This window comes from Streptococcus sp. 20925_1_24, assembly GCF_041432335.1.
Taxonomy (GTDB): domain Bacteria; phylum Bacillota; class Bacilli; order Lactobacillales; family Streptococcaceae; genus Streptococcus; species Streptococcus mitis_BM.
In genome coordinates, this window is sequence record NZ_JAPVZM010000001.1 from 252,328 (window position 1) to 276,020 (window position 23,693).

Here is a 23,693-nt window from a genome sequence, read left to right on the forward strand (position 1 = left end):
CGATTAACAAACTAGTTATACTGTCTAAACTCTGGTTTTAAACTATCATTACAGACTTTCTAGCCAAGCTTCATCTCGAACCTCGATACCAAGTTCTTGTGCTTTTTGCAGTTTACTTCCAGCGTCTGCACCTGCCACGACGAGGTCTGTCTTTTTAGAGACACTGCCTGTTACCTTGGCACCAAGACTTTCGAGTTTACTTTTAGCTTCTGAGCGCTTGAGACGTTCCAATTTTCCAGTCAATACCACGGTCAAACCTGACAAGGCCGCATTCGCAACTACTGTCTGACCTTTATAGTCCAGATTGACCCCAGCTTCTTTCAATTCTCTTAGGAGAATTTCAGAGCCTTCTGTAGCAAAGTAAGTCTGAAGACTCTTGGCAATCACACCACCCAGACTTTCAATACTAGCCACTTCCTCTGGATCTGCCTGAGCCAGATTTTCAATTGAATGGAAATGTTGGAGTAACAACTGACTGGCCTTACTGCCGACATGGCGAATTCCCAGACCAAACAAGAGTTTCTCGGCAGAATTTTCCTTAGATGCTTGAATGGCTTGATACAGTTTAGAAGCAGACTTTTCTTTAACCCCCTCTAAAAGGAGGAAATCTTCTTCTTGTAATCGGTAAACATCCGCCACATCCTTGACTAAATTAGCAGCAAAGAGCTTCTCAACAATAGATGGACCAAGGCCTGTGATATTCATAGCATCACGAGAAGCAAAATGAATCAAACCTTCCATGATTTGAGCAGGGCAACGCGGATTGATACAACGGAGGGCCACTTCATCTTCAAAGTGCAACAAGTTAGAGTCACAACTTGGACAGTTTGTAGGGATATCTAGTTTTTCTTCAGAAATCCGCTTGGACTCTACCACTCGTAAAACAGCAGGAATGATGTCACCAGCCTTATAGACGATAACCGTGTCGTCTTTGCGGATATCTTTTTCAGCAATATAATCCACATTGTGCAGGGTCGCACGGCTAACAGTTGTTCCAGCTAGCTGAACAGGGGTCAGATTAGCAGTTGGAGTCACAACACCCGTACGGCCAACTGTCCAATCAACTGAGAGTAGTTGGGCTTCTTTTTCTTCTGCAGGAAACTTGTAGGCTACTGCCCACTTTGGAGCCTTAACGGTAAAACCGAGTTCTTCTTGACCTGCTAGGTCATTGACCTTGATCACTACTCCATCGATATCATAAGGCAGATTGTCCCGTTCCTCTCCTACTTCTTGGATAAAATTCCAGATTTCATCTATGTTTTCAGCGAGAATTCGCTTAGGATTGACCACAAAACCTAGTTGTTCTAGGTGCATTAAGACCTTTTCTTGGCTGTCACGAGTTGACGGACTAGCTTCTTGATAGAGGAAAGTGGCAAGATTACGCTTGGCAACTACTGCTGTATCCAGCTGACGCAGAGTTCCTGCTGCCGCATTACGAGGATTGGCAAATTCAGGTTCTCCATTTTCTTGGCGAGTTTGGTTAACCTGATCAAAAGAAGCGCGTGGCATGTAACATTCCCCACGAACTGTGATATCTAGTTCTTCTGGCAAGGTCAAAGGAATATCCTTGACACGCTTAAGGTTTTCTGTGATATTTTCACCAATAGAACCATCTCCACGCGTTGCCCCAGCAACCAAAATTCCCTTTTCATACGTCAGCGAGATAGATAAACCATCGATTTTCAGCTCACAAATATAGGTAGGATGAGGCACTTCCTTACGAACACGCGCATCAAAAGCTTCAAGCTCCTCACGTGAAAAAGCATCCTGCAAACTATAAAGAGGATACTGATGACTGTATTTTTCAAAACCATCTAAAACCTTGCCACCAACACGATGGGTCGGACTGTCTGCTAATACTTGATCTGGATAGGCAGTCTCCAACTCAACCAACTCACGGTAAAGGCGGTCATACTCACTGTCCGAAACCGACGGATTGTCGCTGGTATAGTACTCAGTCGCATAGCGATTAAGCATTGCGACTAACTCATTCATTCTTTTATTCATAAAACCATTTTACCATAAACTAAGCCCTCCTCACAAACGAGAAGGGCGGAAAAAAACACTTAGATTGGAATTATTTTTAAAACTCAAACAGACTTATATCTCTTTTTTAAAATGAGTTCGTACATAGCCTAGAGCTAAGAAGGATAAGATGACAACTCCTAGTCCTATAATCAAGAAAGAATAAAGATGAACACTTGAAAGCCAGGTCATTAAACCTGTTGCAATTGGCATAAAAAGTATAGCTAAGGTATAAATCGAACTAAGGACTCTGCCCAGATATTCACCTTCAACCTTGGTTTGTACTTGAGTAAAAAAGTGAATATTAAACATCGTCATAAATAGTTCACAAATGAAATTCCCTGAAAAGGCAAGGTAGGATGGGAGGTTGAATCCCATTATCATCACTCCAAGTCCAGTCAGAGCCAATAACAACAAAAGCTTTTCCATACTAGCTTTAATCTTACTAGCTAACAAGGCCCCAACAATAGATCCAATAGCTCCCATTATCAAAATAGTGGCATAGGCACCTTGAACTCCATAGAGCTGATTTGAAAAGGGAAGGAGATAATTAAAGGCTGCGAAGAAAAAATTGACACTTGAAGCCATGACTAACAAAAAGAAGATTTCTTTTTGCTTCACAATATAGTGAACTCCCTCCTTGATATCAGAAAAAATAACTTTGAATGTAAGTTTCTTCTCCCCCAAAGCCTTCTCTTCTTTCTTTGGAAGCAAGGCTACCAAGCCAAAAGCTAGAAAAAAACTAAGAGCATCTAATACCAAGGTAATGCGAAGACTTGCAAATTGTAAAACCAGAAAAGAAAGTACAGGAGAACTCACACTGACAACCTGCAAGACCAACTCCAAACGAGAATTATAGAGGACCAGTTCATCCTTCTCTACCAATTCTGTGATAATGGCCTTATTTGCAGGTCTAGAAAAGGCAAAAGCAATAGCCTGCACAATATTGGCAAAAATCAAAGCCCCAATCATCCAACTGTCATTTCTTATAAAAGAAATAGCCAGACAAAGAATCCCACAAACAAGGTCTGTCATCATTAAAATCTTACGACGAGAAAAACGGTCTGAAATGACTCCACCAAAGGGATTTACGAGAATAGATGTGACGAGTTCAGAAATCTGATACATTCCTAAAACAGTCTGTCCGATAGTCCCCATGGAAGCCAACCAGACACTATTTCCATAATCATAGAGCATATTCCCAATCTTGTTAACAGCTCCACGACTAATCAACTGTACTGCATAGCGATTCATATAAAAACTCCTCTCAAATTTTGAAACTATTGTATCAAAACCGAAAGGAGCTTTTTGTTTTTTCCCTTATTTGGGAAAATTAATCTTTGATAAATTTTTCGTAGTGTTCCTGATAGTAGGCTACTTGTTCAGGAAGACCTAACACATCAAAAATATGCATGGCCTCTTGCATCTGACTACAGCCTTCTGTATACTGTCCTTTTTGGTACAAGGCAAAACCTTTTAGGTAATGTAAAATATTTCGTTCATACAGACTAATGTTTTTGCCAATAATCTTCTCTGTATAAGCCTTGAAATAGCTAGCATTATCAAAAGAAGAATGCTCTAAACAATGCTGGTAACAATTGAGGGCCAAAATCAACACTAATCTCTTATGGCGACCAATCTCTTGGTAAAATTCTTCCCTCTCCATAACTTCTCTACCAATCCGAGTGACATAGTCCACATTGTAGAAACTATAGAGGTTCCCGAAAAGAATCAACTCATACATGGTCCATTCTTCTGTTTTGAAGAGATAATCTGCTACCTTATCCAAATCATCCTGCTTCATATCATAACTAGAATCTCTTTGACAAATCAGACCTTGTAGCAAAATCCAGTTCAGCTCAAAATAAAGGGGAGTCGTCGAACTCTTAGCCTTTTCAAGTTGTTCTATTTGAAGCTTTTGAAAACCTGCAATATCATTTGAATAGTAAAGAGGCACAATTTGTCCCATCATGGCAACATGTTCATGATTATGAAAATTCCTTGCCTTATCCATGAAATTTTCGATTGTGACATGAATGTTATCCAAAAGCTCAAAGAAACGTGAGACTGCTAGGTCAGACTCCCCAAGCTCAAAGCGAGATAACTGAGAAGTTGAACAGGACTCGCCTGCGGCCTCCTTTAAGGAATAATTACCACTTGTCCGAAATTCACGAAATACTTTTCCAAGATGTTCCATCTTTACACCTGCTCTGACAATTCTTCCCACTCAAGCATGGCTTCTTCCTGACGGTGGCTGATTTTGTCCAGTTCAGCCTGCAATTCCATCAGTTTTTCGGCATCGTTTGTCTCCAACATTTGTTCAGAAATGACTTGGCTTTGACTTTCTAACTCTTCGATTTCAGCTTCTAGACTTTCAATTTGTCGCATGAGCTTACGAACTTCTTTTTGACTTTCTTTCTGTGCCTGATAATCATTGACTGGACTTGCTTCTTTTGCTTGATTGCTGGTTGAATCTTCCTCTATCTGACTGACTTCCATTTCAGCCTTTTTATCGACATAATAGTCGTAATCTCCAAGATAGAGAATCGAACCATTTTCAGATAATTCTAAAACATGAGTTGCCACACGATTGATAAAGTAACGGTCGTGGCTGACAAAGAGCAAGGTCCCATCAAAATCAATCAAGGCATTTTCCAACACTTCCTTGCTATCAATATCCAGATGGTTGGTCGGCTCGTCCAGAATCAAGAAGTTGTTGTTTTCCATAGACAATTTAGCCAAAAGCAAACGAGCTTTCTCTCCTCCAGACAGCATACCAACTGATTTTTTAACATCATCTCCTGAAAAAAGAAAGGCACCTAGACGGTTACGGATTTCAACTTCTGGTGTCAGTTTAAAATCATTCCAGAGTTCATCCAGCACCGTATTACTTGCTGTCAACTTACTTTGGGTTTGGTCATAGTAACCAACCTCCACATTGGCGCCAAATCGCTTTTCACCCTTGATAAAAGGAATCTGGTCCACGATTGATTTAATAAAAGTTGACTTGCCGATACCATTGGGACCAACGATAGCAACAGCATTCATCTTACGAAGGTCTAGGTTGATAGGCTCTGACAGTACTTCCCCATCATAGCCAATAGCCACATTTTCAACAGTCAAAACAACATTGCCCGACGTTTTTTCAGACTGGAAGGTCATGTTGGCTGATTTCTTACCAGCTTCAGGCTTGTCCAAACGCTCCATTTTTTCCAGTTGTTTACGACGAGATTGGGCACGTTTGGTCGTCGAAGCTCGGACTAGATTGCGATTGACAAAGTCTTCCAGAGCTGCAATTTCCTTCTGTTGCTTTTCATAGTTTTTTGCCTCAGTAGCTATCTTTTGCTCCCTCAGCTCGACAAAACGAGAGTAGTTGCCAACATAGCGATCCAAAGAATGCTTGGTCAAATCCAGCGTAATCGTTGCAACCTTGTCCAAGAAATAACGGTCGTGGCTGACAATAATGAGAGCACCGCTATAATTTACCAAGTAATTCTCTAGCCAGGCGATGGTTTCGATATCCAAGTGGTTGGTTGGCTCGTCCAAGACCAAGAGATTGGGCTTTTCAAGAAGCATTTTGGCCAGAGCTAAGCGAGTATTTTGACCACCCGAAAGCTCAGCAATTTTCATCTGCCACATAGATTCATCAAACTTGAATCCATTTAAAATCGCTCGAATATCGGCTTCATAGGTAAAGCCACCTGCTTGGCGAAAATTCTCTGATAAGCGATCGTAATCTGACATCAGTTTCTCTAAATCTTCACCAGACTTTTCACCCATCTCCAGCTCCATCTGACGAAGTTGTTTCTCCATCCGACGTAAGTCATCAAATACATGAAGCATCTCATCGTAGATGGTATTTTCAGATTCAAAACGGCTATCTTGGGCTAGGTAAGACAGAGAAATATCTTTTTTCTTATTGATTTCTCCGCTAGTTGGCTCCTCTTCTCCAACCAAAATCTTCAAAAGAGTAGACTTACCTGCTCCATTTTTCCCAACAAGGGCAATCCTATCACGTTCATCAACCTGCAGGTTGATATTATCAAAAAGAACCTCTCCTGCAAATGAACGTTCAATTTTATTAGCTTGTAAAATAATCATACAAGTAGTATAGCATGTTTCCCTAAGGCATTCAAGACTTGATAAACAGGCATATGTCACTACTTTTCTGAAAATTATGCTACCGTTTTACTAAAACGCTAAAAAGTGCTATAATGTGAACGGTTAAAACAATTTACAAAAAGGAGAATTTTAATGTCTTACCAAGAAAATTACCAGAAATGGGTTGATTTTGCGGAGCTTCCTGACTATCTTCGTCAAGATTTGGAAAATATGGACGAAAAAACAAAGGAAGATGCCTTCTATACAAATCTTGAATTTGGTACTGCAGGTATGCGTGGCTTGATTGGTGCTGGTACAAACCGTATCAACATCTACGTTGTTCGTCAAGCTACTGAAGGTTTGGCTCGTTTGATTGAGTCAAAAGGTGGAAACGAAAAAGAACGCGGTGTGGCAATTGCCTACGATAGCCGTCACTTCTCACCTGAGTTTGCCTTTGAATCTGCGGCAGTTCTTGCTAAACACGGCATCAAATCTTATGTATTTGAAAGCCTTCGTCCAACTCCAGAACTATCATTTGCAGTTCGTCACCTCAACTGTTTCGCAGGTATCATGGTCACAGCCAGCCACAACCCTGCACCATTTAACGGATACAAGGTTTACGGTGAAGACGGTGGACAAATGCCTCCACACGACGCGGACGCTTTGACTACTTTTATCCGTGCAATCGAAAATCCATTTGCAGTTGAAATTGCTGATGTGGAAACTGAAAAAGCTTCTGGCTTGATTGAAGTTATCGGCGAAGCTGTCGATGTAGAATACCTCAAAGAAGTCAAAGATGTGAATATCAACCCAGCCTTGATTGAAGAATTCGGTAAAGACATGAAGATTGTCTACACACCACTTCATGGTACTGGTGAAATGTTGGCTCGTCGTGCTCTTGCCCAAGCAGGATTTGACTCAGTTCAAGTCGTTGAAGCGCAAGCAACTGCTGATCCTGACTTCTCAACTGTAAAATCTCCAAACCCAGAAAGCCAAGCAGCCTTTGCCCTTGCTGAAGAACTTGGTCGTCAAGTTGGTGCAGATGTTCTTGTGGCAACTGACCCTGATGCTGACCGTGTTGGTGTTGAAGTTCTTCAAAAAGATGGTAGCTACCTCAACCTTTCAGGTAACCAAATCGGTGCTATCATGGCTAAATACATCTTGGAAGCCCACAAAAACGCTGGAACTCTTCCAGAAAACGCAGCCCTATGTAAATCTATCGTATCAACTGACTTGGTAACGAAGATTGCTGAAAGCTACGGCGCAACCATGTTCAACGTTTTGACTGGTTTCAAATTTATCGCTGAAAAAATCCAAGAATTCGAAGAAAAACACAATCACACTTACATGATGGGATTTGAAGAAAGCTTCGGTTACTTGATTAAACCATTCGTACGTGATAAAGATGCTATCCAAGCCGTTCTTGTCGTTGCTGAACTTGCTGCCTACTACCGTTCACGTGGTTTGACGCTTGCTGATGGTATCGAAGAAATCTACAAAGAGTACGGCTACTACGCTGAAAAGACTATCTCTGTTACTCTTTCTGGTGTTGATGGTGCTGAACAAATCAAAGCAATTATGGCTAAATTCCGTAACAATGCTCCAAAAGAATGGAACACAACAGCTATCACTGTCGTAGAAGACTTCAAGGCTCAAACTGCTACTGCTGCTGACGGAACTGTTACAAACTTGACAACTCCTCCAAGTGATGTGTTGAAATACACACTTGCTGACGGTTCATGGATTGCAGTTCGCCCTTCAGGTACAGAACCAAAAATCAAGTTCTACATTGCAGTTGTAGGTGAAACCAACGAAGAATCACAAGCTAAGATTGCTAACATCGAAGCAGAAATCAATGCTTTTGTAAAATAAAATCCTATAAAAGATGAGACAAACCAATCTCATCTTTTTTTCGTATCAAATCTAAGCAATTTTAGAAACTTTATGGCATACTAGACTTATCAATGAAAGCGAGGTAATCTCATGGAACAATTTTTAGATAATATCAAAGACCTTGAAGTCACTACAGTTGCGCGTGCACAAGAAGCTCTTGATAAAAAAGAAACTGCAACCTTCTTTATCGGTCGCAAAACTTGCCCTTACTGCCGTAAATTCGCAGGTACATTGGCAGGTGTCGTAGCTGAAACTAAAGCCCACATCTACTTCATCAACAGTGAAGAACCAAGCCAACTCAATGAGTTGCAAGCATTCCGCTCACGCTACGGAATCCCAACAGTACCAGGATTTGTTCACATTGCAGATGGCCAAATCAATGTCCGTTGCGACTCTTCAATGTCAGCACAAGAAATCAAAGAATTTGCAGGATTGTAAAAAATCAGCTAACAAGTTTTAAAATCACAAAAACGCATAATGGAGTCAAAGAACGCTTTGTGAAGTACATAGATTTTTAGGATACTACAAAAATGTTGTATCCTTTTTTGTATCCCTTTTTTAAAAACAGGGTCTGCTTTAAGGTCTGTTTGTGACTCCCTTTTTCGCAAAAGAATACCAAGGAATACCAAAGACAAAAATAAAAAACGTTGATTTAACAACGTTTTACCAAGGAATGCAAAAGAATGCAAAGGAATAATGGAGCCGGTGGGAGTCGAACCCACGTCCAAACACCTGCCAACATATTTGTCTACAACCATAGGTTATGTATTATTTTAACAGTCCCTCGACACATAACTCAAGCCTAGAAACTGCGAGTCTATCAATCTCTTATCAAGCCGCTAGACAAGACTTGATCGTATCTCGCTAATAATAAGACCTGTCATTGAACACGAGCAATCCAAATCGGGTCACGCCTGCTGGTTTTTAGGCAGCTAGAGCGTAAGAAGTGTTATTTTTTGCAGTTATATTTAACTGAGCGTTTACGTCGCCACACGAGTCGCAAAATATGCCTCATAATGCCTGTCGAATCCGTAACGACCCCAAAAGACAATAAAACCATTATACCTTATCTAACTCAAAAATGCAAAAAGAAAATCAATTAACTACAAAAGATAGTCTTTCAAAGCTTTAGTCAAAACCTGATAACCAGTAACACTAAGGTGCAGCCCATCAGTTGTATAGTCTTTTTTGAGTTGACCTTCTTGGTCTGTCAAACTATCAAAAACTGGCACAAATTTCACCTGCATGTAGGCAGAAGCAAGCTCTTGATAGGCGTGGTTCCAGTTCTGAATTTTTTCATTCGAGCGGATATAGACTGTCTGCTTGTACTCCTCTCCCTCATTGACTGGCAAAATGGAAAGCAATTTTATCTCTGTCAATGGATAATCGCGAACAATGGATTGAATGATAGCTTCGAGATTATTGAGCACCTCATTCACCGGCACATCTTTTCCGATATCATTTGTCCCAATCAAAAGGACAATTTTATCTACTGCTCCACCGTACAGATGCGCATCTAGATTTTCTAGTAACAGCCCTGTCTGATAACCTCGAATACCTCGATTGACAATCGTCTTTGAAGTACCAAACAACTCCTGCAGAGGATAATATTCGACAATGGAATCCCCAATAAAGAGAATATCTGGCTCTACAACTGAAACCTGATTTAGATGACGATACTTGGTTTGGATTTTTTCTTGTTCCTTTAGTAACCAATTTTCTAATAACTGTACTGCCACTTCATGCTCCTTTTTCTAACCAGTTTTCCAAGACTTGGTAAACTCCTCCTTGGCTGTTGGCTGGGGCTAGAGCAGTCGCCACAGCTTTGGCCTTGTCATCAGCATTTTCCATCGCATAGGCAATTCCAGCCATTTCAAGCATTTCAACATCATTTTCACTGTCACCAAAAGCCATGATTTGTTGGGGGTTCAAGTCCCAACGTTTGAGCAATTCTTCCAAGCCCCATGCTTTATGAATCCCAGCTTGAAGGATATCAATGCAACCATAGCCACTTGATACAGCTCGAACATGGCCATCAAAGAGGTCATTAATCTCTGCCAAGACCGAACTCAAACGCTCCTCACCAACAACCATGCTCATCTTGAGCACACCACCAAAGAGATCAGATGTTAACTCATCCACAAATTGCATCCGTTGGTAGAATTTTTCAATCATTTCTTGAGTCATAAAGCTTTCAAGGTCTGTAAAAATCGTACCTTCTTTGACGAAACCACCCTTCATCCCCGTTACAACAAACTGATCCTGACACGCTCGGCCCTTGAAATGAGCCAAAGCCTTATCGATAATGGCATCATCCCAAGTCTGTGCCTGAATCAATTCATTGTTTTCAAAAATACGAGCACCATTGGCAACAACCAGAGTCACTCGCTCCACCAAATGCTCCAGTAGTTGCCTCATGCGGTGAATTTCATTGCCCGTCGCGATGACAAAACGAATACCCCTTTGATCCAACTGATCTAAAATCTTTTCCAAGCGTGGGAGATTAAGCTGGCCTCTAGTATCCAGCAAGGTCCCATCCATATCTGTCGCAATTACCTTAATCGTCATTTACTTTCCTCTGGATTCAAGCTAATCCCACTTCAATCCCACATGTTCATTCATTTCTTTATAAGCTGTATCAATTCGTTCCTTAGTCGCTTCATCTAACTGGTCACGATGACTACCACCCTCGATAAAATCTTCTAAGATGTAGGTTTGGTAAAGGAAGAGTGGATAACCTTCTGGAGAATAGGTTCCTTTTGGTGTACGGTTTACCCAAGAAGGATGCGCTTTGGCAGTTTCGATTGTCGTCTTACCGGCTTTTTTCTTAATGGTCACATCCATGAGCACGCCACGTTCAGTCCACTTAGCATTTTCTACCCCTTCCATGGTCTCAATTCGTTGATTTGAAATGAAGTTCCCCATTGAATAGATAATGAGTTTCTTGTCCCCATCTTTTTCAACAATTTCAGACGGTTCAACTACGTGTGGATGCCCTCCAAAGATAATATCTGCTCCCCAATCAATCATCTTGTGATAAAGAGCTTTTTGCTCTTCAGTCGGTTCTATGCGATACTCAACACCCATTTGTGGCATGATAATAGTGATATCTGCTTCCTTTTCCGCCCGTTCAATTTCAGACTTCATTTTATTCTCATCTAAATCTGAAAGATAGTGATTATAATCCTCTTGAGAAATATTTTGCTCAATTCCATTAAATCCATAAGAATAAGCCAAAAGTGCAACCTTGATACCATTCACTTCCTTAATGACCAGCGGAGCCTTATCACGTGGCTCGTGCGTATAAACTCCGATTGGAGTGATTCCAGCCTTCTCAATAATATCGGCCGTTGAAATAACCCCCTCAATTTGCGAATCCAAAATATGATTATGAGCTAAATCCAGCACATGATAACCTGCATCCTTAATGGCATCCATAACTTCAGCAGGAGCATTAAAGAGAGGATAACCCGCTAAATAATGATCCTTATTAATGGTTCCTTCAAAGTCACCAATAGCTAAGTCTGCTTGCTTAAGCCAAGGAGTAACATACTCAAAATTCTCATGAAAATCATACGTTCCATCATCCTTTTTTGCTGAAAAGTAAAGAATATCATGATAAAGCAAATCACCATGAGCCATAATTCTAGCAGTTTTTTCCTCTTCCTGCTCCTGAGACTTTTTCTTAGTTCCTTCTTGAGAAATAGTATCTCGTTTTTGACTGGTCATAGGCATGCCTTGGAAGCTTTCAAACAACAAGACCAAGCCCATTGATAAAGCAACTGCTAGCAAGAGTACCGCCACAAATCCCTTGTTGCTCCACTTACGATAACGTCTAAAAAAGTTGACTAAACCTTTCACAAAACGAAAAACAGGTCCACGTTTATGTCTCTCTTGTCTTCTTTGCATCTTTATTTTCCCTACTTTCTAATGCAAGCCTTTTCTTTTTATTATAACACAGATAAGTATTTCTTTCACAATTGAATCGAACCTAAAAGGCATTTTCTATAAAAGCTCGATGCCGTAATGCTTTCAATCCTTGTCATTTTGTGATATCATGTAGAAGTAATGAAAGGAGAGAAAATGTCTGCAATAGAACGTATTACAAAAGCTGCTCACTTAATTGATATGAAAGATATTATCCGCGAAGGGAACCCAACTCTACGAGCGGTTGCGGAGGAAGTTACTTTCCCCTTGTCTGATCAGGAAATCATCCTTGGCGAAAAGATGATGCAATTCCTCAAACATTCCCAAGATCCTGTCATGGCTGAAAAGATGGGGCTACGCGGTGGAGTTGGACTTGCTGCTCCTCAATTGGATATCTCAAAACGCATTATCGCTGTTTTAGTACCAAATATTGTTGAAGAAGGAGAAACTCCAGAGGAAGCCTACGATTTGCAAGCCATTATGTACAATCCAAAAATCGTCTCTCACTCTGTTCAAGACGCTGCTCTTGGTGAAGGAGAAGGTTGTCTGTCTGTTGACCGCAACGTACCTGGCTATGTTGTTCGCCATGCCCGCGTTACTGTTGACTACTTTGACAAGGATGGAGAAAAACACCGTATCAAACTCAAAGGCTACAACTCCATCGTTGTTCAGCATGAAATTGACCACATTAACGGAATCATGTTTTACGATCGTATCAATGAAAAAGACCCATTTGCAGTTAAAGATGGTTTACTAATTCTAGAATAAAGAAAATCCCGTTGCAAGACGGGGTTTTGTGTTATAATAGAGGCATGAAAACAAATGATATTGTCTATGGCGTTCACGCCGTTACCGAAGCCCTCCTTGCAAACACAGGAAACAAACTTTACCTCCAAGAAGATCTCCGAGGTAAGAATGTTGAGAAAGTCAAAGAACTGGCTACAGAAAAGAAGGTGTCCATTTCTTGGACTTCAAAAAAATCTCTCTCTGAGATGACTGAAGGTGCTGTCCACCAAGGTTTTGTTCTACGAGTATCTGAATTTGCCTATAGCGAATTAGAACACATCCTAGCAAAAACACGCCAAGAAGAAAATCCACTTCTGTTGATTCTGGATGGCTTAACTGACCCTCACAACCTAGGCTCCATCCTGAGAACGGCCGATGCGACCAACGTTTCAGGTGTCATCATTCCCAAACACCGTGCTGTCGGAGTTACTCCTGTCGTTGCCAAAACGGCCACAGGTGCTATTGAACACGTTCCCATTGCACGAGTGACCAACCTAAGCCAAACTCTAGACAAACTCAAGGATGAAGGCTTCTGGACCTTTGGAACAGATATGAATGGGACTCCTTGCCATAAGTGGAATACAAAAGGGAAAATCGCCCTCATCATCGGAAATGAAGGCAAAGGCATCTCTAGCAACATCAAAAAACAGGTCGACGAGATGATTACCATTCCGATGAATGGACATGTTCAAAGTCTCAATGCCAGTGTTGCTGCGGCTATTCTCATGTACGAAGTTTTCCGAAATAGACTATAAAAGCGGCTGGACAAAAACTAACTTCTAACTAAAAGCACACAGTGATTTTTAAATAACTGATCTGTAGATTGAATTCTTGGACAATTTTGTAAACTCCATGCTGATTAAGATGAATCCTAGCTCTACTACGCTGGCCTACTTGTCTCTAACACACACTCTGAGCTCACCAAAAATATTCTCTAATTTTCGAAAAACGAGATCAGTTGCCCTCCTCCATTTGACATAGATGCTAGATTCTTCTTCGATATATCATGTGTTCTGAACGAAGTTTCCTAAAGAAATTCTAATACTCAATGAAAATCAAAGAGCAAACTAGGAAGCTAGCCGCAGGCTGGACTTAAGTACGGCAAGGCGAATCTGATGCGGTTTGAAGAGATTTTCGAAGAATATAAGTTGTATCATAACAAATTGATTTCTGAGTTCCTTATATAAGAAAATGAGCATCTCCAACTACGAGAATGCTCATTTTTTAGGATTGTATAGGCAAATTTTTACATATGTTTTAAACGTTCAATCCGTTCTGAGATAGGTGGGTGGGTATAAAAGAGTTTTTGGAATCCTCCACCTTTCTTGGGATCATTGATATAAAGTGCACTGCTGGCATCATCGACAGGACGACTCATCGGTTTACTATTATCCAACTTACGTAGAGCATTCATCATCCCTTGAGGATTGCGGGTCAACTCGACACTGGAAGCATCAGCTAGAAATTCCCTCTGACGAGAAATAGCTAGTTGCACCAAGGTTGCAGCGAGAGGTGCCAGCACAATTGCAAGTAGGGAAACCACTAGCATAATGATTTCAAGACCATTTCCATCTCTATCATCGTCACTTCGTCTGCGACCTGCACCACCCCACCACATCATACGACCTGCCATACTAGAAAGCATAGTGATAGCACTGGCAAGGGCAACGGCAATAGTCGAAATTCTAATATCGTAGTTACGAATATGACTGACTTCATGTCCCATAACAGCTTCTAGTTCTTCACGATTCATAATAGCTAGGAGACCTGAAGTCGCAGCAACCGCCGCATTTTGAGGATTAGAACCTGTCGCAAAGGCATTTAAGGCTGGATCATCAATGATGAAAACACGGGGCATAGGAATCTGAGCCACCATAGCCATATCTTCCACTACATGGTAGAGGTCTGGTGCCATTTGCTCATCAACCTCACGCGCTCCATTCATTGACATGACAATCTCTGTCGATTGAAAAATCATGGACAAGGCATAGATAAAGCCAATAATCAGTGCGATAACCAAACCGCCGAGCCCAGACCGCATAAAGAGGTAACCAACCGCATAGCCAACAAGAGCTAAGAGTAGGAAAAATACCAGCAACAAAATCCACGTTTTTCGTTTATTGCTTGCAATTTGATCAAACAACATTTTAGTCACCTAAACCGCTAAAATCAACTTTAGGAACTGCCTTTTCCTCTTCTGGTGTTTGAAGGAAATCTGCTGCTTTAAATCCAAACATTCCAGCGATAATATTGCTTGGGAAAGTTTCTAATTTTACATTGTAGTTGCTGACAACACTGTTGTAAAGTTGACGAGAGTATGAAATTTTATTTTCTGTGTTTGTCAACTCCTCTTGCAATTTAACAAAGTTGGCACTAGCTTTCAAATCTGGATAGCTTTCTGCAACAGCAAAAATACCTGAAACCTGACGAGTGAGGGCATCACTAGCTTTCATAGCTTCTGCTGGTGAAGTCGCTGCAGCAACTTGATTGCGAAGTTCTGCCACCTTTTCAAGGGTAGAACCTTCATATTTAGCATAACCTTTTACAGTTTCAATCAAGTTTGGCAAGAGGTCATTTCGACGTTTCAACTGAACATCAATCTGACTCCAAGCCTCCTTTGTTTGCATACGATTCTTAACCAAACCGTTATAGCTAACAATCACAAAAATAACAACAAGAGCTAAAACTCCAAGAATAATCCAAGTCATTATATAAGTCCTTTCTGTTTTTAGATTAGTACCAGTATATCAAATTTTTAATGATTGTGGTAAAATAAGATGATACTAAAGAAGGAAATAACTATGAAACCAGAAACATTTTACAATTTGCTTGCCAAGCAAAATCTTCCACTTTCGGATCAGCAAAAAAAACAATTTGAACGTTATTTTGAGCTCTTGGTTGAGTGGAATGAAAAGATTAATTTGACGGCTATTACGGACAAAGAAGAAGTTTATCTCAAACATTTTTACGATTCGATTGCACCTATTCTTCAAGGTTTGATTCCCAATGAAACTATCAAACTTCTTGATATTGGAGCTGGAGCGGGATTTCCTAGTCTACCAATGAAAATACTCTATCCTCAGTTAGATGTGACTATCATTGATTCACTCAATAAGCGCATTAACTTCCTCCAACTCTTGGCTCAAGAACTGGATTTGCACGATGTCCATTTCTACCATGGACGTGCAGAAGACTTTGCCCAAGACAAGAACTTCCGTGCTCAATATGATTTTGTAACGGCTCGTGCGGTTGCCCGCATGCAGGTTTTGTCTGAATTGACTATTCCCTACCTTAAGGTTAGCGGAAAACTATTGGCACTCAAGGCCAGCAATGCGCCTGAGGAGTTATTAGAAGCTAAGAATGCCCTCAACCTCCTTTTTAGTAAGGTCGAAGACAATCTCAGCTACGCCTTACCTAATGGAGATCCGCGTTATATCACAGTGGTGGAAAAGAAAAAAGAAACGCCAAATAAATATCCACGTAAGGCTGGCATGCCCAATAAACGCCCGCTTTAATCTTTTTAGTAAAAAAATATTTACAAAATTTGTAATTTTTGCTATACTATCAAAAGCAAAGGTTTTTAATGTCATCCCGTGAGGTGACGAAGACGCAGAAATATTTAAAACTCTTTAAAGTCTAGATTTTAAAGAAGTCTTACTCTGAGGGCCTATTGCTGTAAAATAATGGGCTCTTTTTTGATGCCCAAAAGTGAGGTTTATATGAAACAAGAATCAACTGTTGATTTGTTACTAGACGTTGACCAACGTCCTTCGGCTGGCAAAGGAATTCTCCTTAGTTTCCAACACGTTTTCGCTATGTTTGGGGCGACCATCTTGGTACCATTGATTTTGGGAATGCCTGTATCTGTTGCCCTTTTTGCTTCAGGTGTTGGAACACTCATCTACATGATTTCAACTGGTTTTAAAGTTCCAGTTTATCTAGGTTCTTCATTTGCCTTTATCACAGCTATGTCGCTAGCTATGAAGGAACTAGGAGGGGATGTATCAGCTGCACAAACAGGGGTTATCCTTACAGGTTTTATCTATGTCCTTGTGGCTGCAAGTGTTCGTTTTGCGGGCACAAAATGGATTGATAAACTCTTACCACCAATCATCATCGGACCTATGATCATCGTTATCGGTCTTGGACTTGCAGGTTCAGCTGTTACCAATGCGGGGCTTGTAGCTGATGGAAATTGGAAAAATGCTCTTGTAGCAGTTGTTACTTTCTTGATTGCTGCCTTTATCAATACTAAAGGAAAGGGCTTCCTACGAATCATTCCATTCCTCTTTGCTATTATCGGTGGTTACCTCTTCGCACTAACCCTTGGCTTGGTTGATTTTACACCAGTTCTTAAAGCTAACTGGTTCGAGATTCCTGGTTTCTACTTGCCATTTAGCACTGGTGGTGCCTTTAAAGAATACAATCTTTACTTTGGTCCAGAAACCATCGCTATCTTGCCAATCGCTATCGTAACAATTTCTGAACATATCGGAGACCATACTGTTTTGGGTCAAATCTGTGGCCGTCAATTCTTGAAAGAACCAGGTCTTCACCGTACTCTTCTTGGTGACGGTATCGCAACTTCAGTTTCTGCCTTCCTTGGTGGACCAGCCAATACAACTTACGGAGAAAATACAGGGGTTATCGGTATGACTCGTATCGCTTCTGTCTCAGTTATCCGTAACGCTGCCTTTATCGCGATTGCCCTTAGCTTCCTTGGTAAATTCACTGCCTTGATTTCAACCATTCCAAATGCTGTACTTGGTGGTATGTCAATCCTTCTCTATGGAGTTATCGCCAGCAACGGTTTGAAAGTCTTGATTAAAGAACGTGTTGATTTTGCTCAAATGCGTAACCTAATCATCGCAAGTGCTATGTTGGTCCTTGGACTTGGAGGAGCTATCCTTAAACTCGGTCCAGTTACCCTTTCAGGTACTGCCCTATCAGCCATGACAGGAATCATCTTGAACTTGATCTTACCATACGAAAATAAAGATTAAGAGACTTGACACAGAAAGAGAATAAACAAAAACGAGTTTCTCTTTACTAACCCCAAAAAGTTGCACAAATAATTATTGAAAGGATTTAGTTCTGTACTGCACAGGACTAAGTCCTTTTATAATAAAATGAAGCAAAACAGTACATAATGTGGTATCGTCAATTGAAACAAGGACAAGATAAAAGAGCCTCAAAAAAAGGTATTGCAACTTGCCAATACCTTTTTTGAGGTGCTTTTTGAAAGCCATCAAATGATGACTTTTCAGAGGGAGCAAAAAACTGTTCCCTTTATATTCTAAACATTTAAATGTCTTTTTTAAACAGTTGGTTAAAGAAACCGTCTGTATTTTTAAGAAGGGCTTTGAATACCTTAGATTTAAGAGCTACAGTATGAGAGAAGTCATCTGTTTTTTCCAAATCTTCTTCGACTGCTTTATCAAATAAAGGCCTTAACTCATCATAGTTACTGATATGGACGCCATCAATATCGATACCTTCAAAGCCTTTCTTAGCTTTAGCAAGAACCTCCTCGTACCAATGTCTCTTCCACTCTTCAAGTGTCTTGAACTTGTCTCCAGATACTTTCTTGATGATAAAATCATCTCCTAATAAGCTATTATTTTGTCTATTAGCTTCATCTTGATATTTGCTAGAGACATATCCAATGAATCCATTTGCATATCCAAAGTAACCCCACATACGAAAAGCATTGTGTTTAAATGATAATGAACCAGGAGCACCTTTGCTTGTATTACCACCATAAATACCAGCCATCATATTGACATTTACGTAAGCTGAGTTTGGTGTAAAATCTTCTGGTCTATAACGTCCATTACCTGGATTTCCATGTTTTGTCATGAAGTTATTATCCACTAAATCATTGACGCTAGATAAAGTCATTACCTTTTCTTCATCTTTCAAATCACGGACACTATCCCATTGGTTTGGACCTAAAAGATCATTATACTGAATCTTAAAGCGCATTTCTTTGTCAATCTTCTTGAACCACTTACTATTGTCTCCTTTAATTTTAGGAAGTACAGCATCAGCTTCTACATGATCAAGCAACATCATAGCTTCATTGTAGTTTCTCATGTAGCGGTCAATGTCATCACGTGTCTTTAATTTGTCAGGATCTGGGTTGTACCATTGGTTACCATCATTTGGACGATGGTAAGCCATGTTAATTCCAAGTGCGCCGTATTCACCATTAGTCGTTGAGCTGTCAGGTGTTTGCAGCATACCTTGTGCATAGGCTTCAACGTCTGTACCTTGACGATGCTTATGACCACCGAAGTAAAGCATTCTATCGTTTACGTGTGTTGTTTCGTGAGTAAAGGCTGAAATACCAAATGGGCTAATCATATCCGTCACCATAAACAAGACCTTGTCATCATTATTTGGATTAGGGAATATTGAGGCCATAGCGCCCATACGCCAGTCTCTATCATGGTGTCGCCATGTTGGACCATATAATTCACGAATTGGAGCTATAGGGTTACCTTTACTGTCAAATCCTCGACGACCTACAGGAGAACCATTGTAGGTCTGGTTATCCCAAACTGGTGTCGGTACCATATTTTGACTCTTAAGAAGTCTATCACGAACATTAGATAATGATAAACGTGACCAGAAATCTAAATAAGTTTGTTGAGCATGTGCAACTTCATCAATCTTAGTTTTGAACTCATTACGAGCTTCTTCTGTATGTTTTCCATATTTCTCAAATGAACTGTACGCCATCGTGTTATATGTTGAAATTAAGAACATATGTGCATCTTTAAGCGTTAGAAGTGGTAAAATCATACGACCATGAACACCGTTATCTAAACCATCAAAGACTCTATGACGTTTATTGACAAAGTCAGGATTTGTAGTTTTAGGTTCTGAAACATAAACATTCTTAGCTGAGTGGATAAACCAATCATTGATGTCTTTATCCTCTGTAAACAAACGCATGTTGTATTCTAGGAAGTTACGAAGACTACCTTTACCAGTATTACTTGCAATGATTTCACGATAAGCATCCTGAGTTCGGTCACCCTTTAAGTTCTTCTCGCTAGACCCGATGTTAATCAAGCGATCTAACACACTTGGTGTTTTACCGTAGAAGTCAGGTTTAAATATCATAATGTCTTTGATACTCATACTGTTGTCAGTATACTTAATGTTATAGTAACGGTTCAAGTAAGATAGAGCCATCATAATTTTCGCTTTATTATCGTCAATTTTCTTCACAAGTGCTTTCATCGCAGCTTCGTCACTATTCAATTGATGATCTTCATTTTCGACTAAAGCTTTCACAAATTTATCAAGATTGTCTTTGACGTCAGTAAAGCTTTCTTCTAGATACAAATCAGCTGGATTTCCAATAATTTTACGAACATCTTGCGAATCGTATGTGACTGAAGATAACTTCTCTTTCACATCTGCAATCAGTTTGTCTCGATTTTTAACAACCATATTTGGTGTATAGACAACATCACCAAGACCAGATACGCTATATTCACGCACTTGTTGGACTTTAGAATCCTTGAGTGTGACCCCCATTTCTTCTTTTGTACCATCTGCATAGTGAATCATTATTTTATCGATATCCGATAAATCGGTCACGAATTGACCATCCTTCATTCCCGTAACAGAAAGGACTTCTTTCTTAGCTAAGTTTGAATCTTCTGCAAGTTTGTTACCTTGGTTGACAATCCATTCTTTATTATAAAATGGTTGAAGTTTCTCAATATTACGATAAGCCCGATCTCGATCTACTTTATAGTCTTGGGTTGACTTATATTCATCTTCTCTTCTGGTTAAACGATTTAAGCGATTGACCACAGGTTCGTTGATTTCGTATTTGTCAGCAGTAATATTAAAGGCTGCAATTCTCTTGTTAGCTTCATCTTGACTAATTTCTTTAATTTTGTCACGAGAACGTTTGTATGAATGCTTACCTGAACTGACACCTTTGACAACAAAGTTACGCTCTAACCATCCATTTGTGAAATAACCACCATCGTAGTCCAAATCTGAAGAACCAAAGAACTCTTCACCATTTTCAACTCTCATCATTGAAATATTATCTTCCAGTTTACCGAAAGGAAGATTGCTATTGATAAATCCACCTGTTTCAAGCAAAACTTTAGTCTTAATGGTTCCTTTGGTGACTGATTTACGAATTGAACCGTATTTACCAATTCCCATAGAGTCGTTGCCATTATCTGTTTTAGCAACTAAACCACCTATACGGGCTCTGTTAGCAACAATATCAGCCTCGACATATGCTTTTGCAACATTACCTCTCCAAATCTCACCGGCAATACCAGCCATATATTGACCTTTATCACCAACACCCGTGAGTTTACCGATGAAGGCTACATTTGTCAACTGACCACCACTATCGATTTTATTGACGATACCCGCAATATTGTTATTAGCAACTACACTACCAGTTACCTTAACATCTTCAACAGTTGCATTTTTCACCATATTGGCAACAGGTGCTATTCCGTCAGCCCAAGGCATATTGATATCCACATTACCTAAATTAATATTTTTCACAGAACCATTTTCAACACGGTCAAATAAGGGACGGGCAATGTTATGAATTGTATATTGTTTACCATCAACACTTGATAGATGTCCCTTAAACGTACCTGGAACATATTGTTTGTTAGGTGTTGGTACATTCGTTGCATTCAAATCTGCTCCGATTTTAAATGTACCATTTTTATTAACATTCATAGCCTCTACTAAATCTTTAAAGTTATAGTAGACATTATCTTCTTTAGGTTGGGGTTTTTCTATATAATAAACATACTTATTGCGCGCCTTAGATGGATCAATGTGTTGAATCAAATCTTGAGCTTCAGCAGTGATTTTATAAAGTTTCTTACCTTCTTCAGTCACTTCTTCAATTTTATCAACTGCTAAACGTGTTACTTTATTATCACGACTAGTGATTTTTAAGTACATTTTCTTCACATCTTCATCAGAAGGTTTTTCGCTCATGAAATCACTTGGTGTTTCAGTACCATCATCATTCACCTTCACTAAATTAGTAGATGAAATATTTTTAATTTCGACCTTTTTCAACTCCAAACGCAAAGGTTTTTCATCCAGTTTAGATGTTTCATCACCTTCACCACGGTTGTAAGTCATTGTTGTTGCAATTTTATAATCTTTGAATAAATCCAAACCTTGAATAGCGTCTGTCAATTTTTCTTTAGATAAATCAACTCGCTTAACAACAGTGTCCCCATCTTTAATCTCAGCTATAATGCTCTTGATTTCAGCATTACCTGTATTTTCAAGAGTGTAATCCAATTTAGCTGAACGATCCATCGCATCTTCTGTAACCTTATCTAAAGTCAAAGTTGGAGCAACTTTTGACGTATATTCTGGCAACTCAGCTTGAACTTCTGGTTCTCCCTTTTCTGTGACTACTGCTTCGGGTAAGGCTGGCTGAACTGCGGGTTCCCCTTTATCAGTCACAACAGCTTCTGGTAACGCTGGTTGAACTTCAGGTTCCCCTTTCTCAGTCACAACAGCTTCCGGCAACGCTGGTTGAACTTCAGGTTCCCCTTTATCAGTCACAACAGCTTCGGGTAAGGCTGGTTGAACTTCAGGTTCCCCTTTCTCAGTCACAACAGCTTCTGGTAAGGCCGGTTGTACTTCTGGTTCGCCTTTGTCAGTTACAACAGCTTCCGGTAAGGATGGTTGAACTGCGGGTTCTCCCTTTTCTGTAACTACTGCTTCGGGTAACGCTGGCTGAACTTCTGGTTCCCCTTTATCAGTTACAACAGCTTCTGGTAACGCTGGTTGAACTTCTGGTTTTCCTTTGTCAGTTACAACAGCTTCGGGTAATGCCGGTTGAACTGTTGGCTCTACAAGGTTTGTACCTATTGGTTGCGTATAGTCAGGCTTCTCTGCTTTAGGAGCCTCGTCTGGAACAGTACCTACAGGTTCAGTGTATGCTGGTTTTTCATGAACTGCTGGCTCTACAAGGTTTGTACCTATTGGTTGCGTATAGTCAGTTTTTTCTACTTTAGGAGCCTCGTCTGGGACTGTACTTACAGGCTCAGTGTATGCTGGTTTTTCATGAACTGCTGGTTCAACTAAATTACCGCCAATTGGACCTGTATATTCAGGTTTCTCATGAACTGCTGGCTCTACAAGGTTTGTACCTATTGGTTGCGTATAGTCAGGCTTCTCTGCTTTAGGAGTCTCGTCTGGAACAGTACCTACAGGTTCAGTGTATGCTGGTTTTTCATGAACTTCTGACTCTACAAGATTTGCACCTATTGGTTGCGTATAGTCAGGTTTTTCTACTTTAGGCGCCTCGTCTGGGACTGTACTTACAGGCTCAGTGTATTTAGGTTTCTCAGCTTTAGGCGCTTCATTAGGGATACTTTCCTGAGTTTCAGATACTGGAACATTTTTTGTCCTCTCATCCTTATGTTGAATTTCTGAAATTGCATTATCATTAAGGGGTAAGTATCCAATATAACGATATCCAGCAATTTGAACTACTCCTTCATTACTTGGAGCTTTCAAAGGATTGCTTATATCGAGAGCTTGCATACTAGAAAGACTAATCAGTCCGATAGTAGTAACTAAGAACAGACTAGCAACTTTTTTCTTTTTATGAACTAAAAGAACTAAACTCCCAATAGCTAATAGACCTAAAGCTGTAAGCACAGAAGTCGATGAACCTGTTGCAGGAAGAGCTTCCTGCTGATAAATAAGAGCATAACTTGCTTCATTATCAGTAGGAATTCCTGCCTGAATCTTGCTTTGTTCTTCCTTTGTAAGAGCGCTTTTTTCAACATAATGATAGGTAGAAGCATGGATGACTGACGGTGCAACCAAGACACTTCCGAGTAACACCGAACCAACAATCCCACAGATTTTTCGGATCGAAAATCGTTCTTTTTTAAATAATGACAAGCGTAATCACCTTCTTT

At 40.1% G+C, this 23,693-nt stretch carries 16 protein-coding genes and 1 other RNA gene; 6 read left to right on the plus strand and 11 right to left on the minus strand.

The features are described from left to right. Positions 1 to 48: 48 nt before the first annotated feature. The 4 genes from ligA to O3650_RS01260 form a co-directional block, all read right to left on the minus strand. Entirely contained in the window at positions 49 to 2,007 is a 1,959-nt protein-coding gene (gene ligA / locus O3650_RS01245; RefSeq protein WP_153193459.1) for an NAD-dependent DNA ligase LigA, read from the minus strand. Positions 2,008 to 2,100: 93 nt separating this feature from the next. Further along, positions 2,101 to 3,279, minus strand: a complete 1,179-nt coding sequence (locus O3650_RS01250; protein ID WP_153193461.1) for an MFS transporter — start codon at positions 3,277 to 3,279, stop codon at positions 2,101 to 2,103. Positions 3,280 to 3,358: 79 nt separating this feature from the next. Then, entirely contained in the window at positions 3,359 to 4,222 is an 864-nt protein-coding gene (locus tag O3650_RS01255; RefSeq protein ID WP_060805488.1) for an XRE/MutR family transcriptional regulator, read from the minus strand. Between the two features lie 2 nt (positions 4,223 to 4,224). After that, positions 4,225 to 6,126, minus strand: coding sequence for an ABC-F family ATP-binding cassette domain-containing protein (locus tag O3650_RS01260; RefSeq protein ID WP_261028084.1), 1,902 nt, complete (start codon positions 6,124 to 6,126; stop codon positions 4,225 to 4,227). Between the two features lie 153 nt (positions 6,127 to 6,279). On the opposite strand from O3650_RS01260, the gene O3650_RS01265 reads away from it, so the two are divergent. Both O3650_RS01265 and O3650_RS01270 read left to right on the plus strand, forming a co-directional pair. Beyond that, complete coding sequence (locus O3650_RS01265; RefSeq protein WP_371491370.1) at positions 6,280 to 7,998, plus strand: phospho-sugar mutase; 1,719 nt, start codon at positions 6,280 to 6,282, stop codon at positions 7,996 to 7,998. 111 nt (positions 7,999 to 8,109) lie between these two features. Next, a complete protein-coding gene (locus O3650_RS01270) occupies positions 8,110 to 8,457 on the plus strand; it encodes a thioredoxin (RefSeq protein ID WP_023944304.1) in 348 nt (115 codons plus the stop codon). Positions 8,458 to 8,713: 256 nt separating this feature from the next. On the opposite strand, the gene ssrA is transcribed toward O3650_RS01270, so the two are convergent. From ssrA to O3650_RS01290, 4 genes are all read right to left on the minus strand, one after another. Further along, positions 8,714 to 9,061, minus strand: a transfer-messenger RNA (tmRNA) gene (gene ssrA / locus O3650_RS01275). 61 nt (positions 9,062 to 9,122) lie between these two features. After that, positions 9,123 to 9,758 (minus strand): SGNH/GDSL hydrolase family protein, encoded by a 636-nt coding sequence (locus tag O3650_RS01280; protein WP_371491372.1) that lies wholly within the window; start codon positions 9,756 to 9,758, stop codon positions 9,123 to 9,125. Position 9,759: 1 nt separating this feature from the next. After that, a complete protein-coding gene (locus O3650_RS01285; protein ID WP_371491373.1) occupies positions 9,760 to 10,587 on the minus strand; it encodes an HAD family hydrolase in 828 nt (275 codons plus the stop codon). 21 nt (positions 10,588 to 10,608) lie between these two features. Next, entirely contained in the window at positions 10,609 to 11,928 is a 1,320-nt protein-coding gene (locus O3650_RS01290) for a CapA family protein (RefSeq protein ID WP_371491375.1), read from the minus strand. Between the two features lie 174 nt (positions 11,929 to 12,102). On the opposite strand from O3650_RS01290, the gene def reads away from it, so the two are divergent. Further along, entirely contained in the window at positions 12,103 to 12,714 is a 612-nt protein-coding gene (gene def, locus O3650_RS01295; protein ID WP_001272936.1) for a peptide deformylase, read from the plus strand. A gap of 44 nt (positions 12,715 to 12,758) precedes the next feature. Beyond that, complete coding sequence (gene rlmB, locus O3650_RS01300; RefSeq protein ID WP_000855758.1) at positions 12,759 to 13,487, plus strand: 23S rRNA (guanosine(2251)-2'-O)-methyltransferase RlmB; 729 nt, start codon at positions 12,759 to 12,761, stop codon at positions 13,485 to 13,487. Between the two features lie 491 nt (positions 13,488 to 13,978). Here the strand turns inward: rlmB and htpX are convergent, their stop codons facing one another. Both htpX and O3650_RS01310 read right to left on the minus strand, forming a co-directional pair. Further along, positions 13,979 to 14,878 carry a zinc metalloprotease HtpX gene (htpX, locus tag O3650_RS01305; RefSeq protein WP_371491378.1) on the minus strand — a complete coding sequence of 300 codons (900 nt, stop codon included), beginning with the start codon at positions 14,876 to 14,878 and terminating at the stop codon, positions 13,979 to 13,981. Position 14,879: 1 nt separating this feature from the next. Continuing rightward, positions 14,880 to 15,440, minus strand: coding sequence for a LemA family protein (locus tag O3650_RS01310; RefSeq protein ID WP_000219846.1), 561 nt, complete (start codon positions 15,438 to 15,440; stop codon positions 14,880 to 14,882). Between the two features lie 93 nt (positions 15,441 to 15,533). Here O3650_RS01310 and rsmG point away from each other — a divergent pair, with 93 nt between their 5' ends. Continuing rightward, positions 15,534 to 16,247, plus strand: coding sequence for a 16S rRNA (guanine(527)-N(7))-methyltransferase RsmG (rsmG, locus tag O3650_RS01315; RefSeq protein ID WP_371491380.1), 714 nt, complete (start codon positions 15,534 to 15,536; stop codon positions 16,245 to 16,247). Positions 16,248 to 16,451: 204 nt separating this feature from the next. Further along, entirely contained in the window at positions 16,452 to 17,735 is a 1,284-nt protein-coding gene (locus O3650_RS01320; protein ID WP_285306669.1) for a solute carrier family 23 protein, read from the plus strand. Between the two features lie 301 nt (positions 17,736 to 18,036). Here O3650_RS01320 and O3650_RS01325 read toward each other — a convergent pair whose 3' ends face one another. Further along, a complete protein-coding gene (locus O3650_RS01325) occupies positions 18,037 to 23,676 on the minus strand; it encodes an SIALI-17 repeat-containing surface protein (protein WP_371491382.1) in 5,640 nt (1,879 codons plus the stop codon). Positions 23,677 to 23,693 lie beyond the last annotated feature (17 nt).